Consider the following 2,370-nt stretch of genomic DNA (forward strand, 5'->3'; position numbering starts at 1 on the left):
GGCAAGCTGAAGTTCAGCTTCAACAAGACGACGAACGTCACCAAGCACGTCGCCAACATCGCGGCCTCGAACCAGTCCGCCGCGCTGAACGACCACTCGGCGTTCTCCGTCGCCAGCTCCGGCGCCGCCCAGACCATCAGCGTCACCCAGTAACACCCGCGCACCTCCACCCTCCGAGATCTTTCCGAAAGGACCACCATCATGAGCATGGACATGCGTGACCTGGACAACGAGTCCGCGGAGCTGCTGCCGGGCCGCGAGGCCCTCGGCAAGCTGAAGTTCAGCTTCAACAAGACGACCAACGTCACCAAGCACATCGCGAACATCGAGGCCCAGAACCAGTCGGCCGCGCTCAACGACCACTCCGTGTGGTCGGACGCCCAGTCGCAGGCCGGCCAGGCGATCTCCGTCAAGCAGTAACGGCACCGCCGCACGGGCGGCCATGGGGGCGGACCGCGCCCGAATCCGGGGCGGTCCGCCCCCGCGGCCATGCCGGGGGGAAGCGGCGGCCATGACGTGGGGGGAGACCACACATGACGGTGTCGGGAAACGGCACGACCACGCTGTACGACACCGGCCCGCTGCCCGGGCCCGGTGGCTGGCCGGTGACGTACGAGCAGGTGGCGGCCGGCAGCCTGCCGGACGCGGAGGTGCCGTCCCGGCCCGTTCCGCGCATCAGCGCGGGGCTGAAGCTGCACGGCGAGTACCAGGGTTCGGGCTTCACCGAGCCCAAGTACATCGCCCGTCGGGGGGACGGGCAGGTCGTGCAGCTGTCACGGCTGCTGTATCTCGTGGCGTCGTCCGTCGACGGCGTCCGCGACGTCGACACCATCGCCCACCGGGTGAGCGCGCGTTTCGGCCGTGAGGTCAGCGGGGAGAACATCCGCTACCTGGTGGAGAACAAGCTCGAACCGCTCGGCGTGACCGTGCCGGAGGGCCAGGAGAGCGACGAGGTCGACGCCCCGCGCTCCGACCTGCTGCTGGCCCTCAAGGGTCACCGGGTGATCTTCAACGAGCGCCGCACGGCGAAGATCGCCCGGTCGCTGCAGTGGCTGCACAAGCCGGTGGTCGTCGCCGCCGTACTGCTCACGGCCGTCGCCATGGACGTGTGGCTGTTCGGCTTCTTCGGGGCGATCGAACCGGTCCTGGAGGTCCTCGACCAGCCGATCCTGATCCTGATCGTCTTCCTGCTCACCGTGGCCTCCCTCGTCTTCCACGAGTTCGGCCACGCCTCGGCGTGCAGATACGGGGGCGCCCGGCCGGGATGCATCGGCTGCGGCCTCTTCCTCATCTGGCCGTCCATGTACACCGACGTCACCGACGTCTACCGGATCAACCGCGCTGGCCGCATCCGCACCGACTTCGGCGGCGTCTACTTCAACGTCGTCTTCATGCTGGCCATGGCCGGTGCCTACTTCGCCACCGGGGAGCCGTTCTTCCTGGCCGCGGTCTACCTCGGGCACTTCGAGATCCTGGAACAGCTGATGCCGGCCGTCCGCCTGGACGGCTACTACATCCTGGGCGACCTCGCCGGAGTCCCGGACCTCTACGGCAAGATCAAGCCCATCCTGCTCTCCCTGCTGCCCACCGCCAAGGGACGGGCGGCCCGCGAAGAGGTCGCCGGGCTGAAGAAGTCGGCGCGCGTCATCGTCGCGACCTGGGTGCTCACGATGGTCCCGCTGATCATCGCCGAGCTGGCCTACGGCCTGTGGAACCTGCCGCGCATCATCACCACCATGGTCCGCTCGCTGACCGAGCAACTGGTCGGCACGGGCTCCGCCTTCGCCGACGGCAAGATCGTCGAGGGTCTGGTCGGCGTGCTCGGCAGCTTCATGCTGCTGTGCCCGATGGCGGGTGTCATTTATCTCACCATCAAGATCGGCGGCCGTCTCTTCCGGGCCGCCAAGCGCTCCACCGCCGGACGCCCCGCCCTGCGCGTCACACTGTGCGCGGCCCTGCTCGTCGGCCTGGGCGGCCTCAGCTACGCCTGGATGTCCGGGGTGACCCCGAAGCCGCTGCCCAAGAAGCCGCCGATCGCGCCGATCCTCCAGCCCGGGGTGCCCACGACCGCGCCGCCGCCCATGGACGCGTCCACACCGGAGAAGGGCAAGGGCAGCCCGTCCGCGAGCCCCGGCACCGCGTCCGCCTCGCCGTCGGCCGTGCCCGGCGCGGCACCGTCCGGCGCCTCCGGCAGCCCGAGCGCCACCGCCTCCGGCAGCGCGTCCGCGTCCGCGCCGGAGCCGTCCGCCTCGTCCTCGACGAAGCCCGGCACGAAGCCGACCAAGGGGGCGAGCCAGTCGGCCGAACCCGGCGGCAACGGCGGACCGGGCGGCGGCCCGTCGCAGCAGCCGACCGGCACCGCGACCGACA

At 70.1% G+C, this 2,370-nt stretch carries 2 protein-coding genes; both read left to right on the forward strand.

The genetic code is table 11. The features are described from left to right. Positions 1-201: 201 nt before the first annotated feature. Positions 202-420, forward strand: a complete 219-nt coding sequence (locus GTW40_RS13670) for a hypothetical protein (protein ID WP_161180450.1) — start codon at positions 202-204, stop codon at positions 418-420. 113 nt (positions 421-533) lie between these two features. After that, positions 534-2,370: hypothetical protein (locus tag GTW40_RS13675; protein ID WP_237525500.1), on the forward strand; the 1,837-nt coding region annotated here is incomplete at its 3' end.

Origin of the sequence: Streptomyces sp. SID4985 (assembly GCF_009863025.1) — a bacterium.
Classification (GTDB): domain Bacteria; phylum Actinomycetota; class Actinomycetes; order Streptomycetales; family Streptomycetaceae; genus Streptomyces.

Bases quoted from the DNA above. Each gene is read 5' to 3' on its own strand.
- GTW40_RS13670 (WP_161180450.1), top strand. From the start codon at position 202: ATGAGCATGGACATGCGTGACCTGGACAACGAGTCCGCGGAGCTGCTG.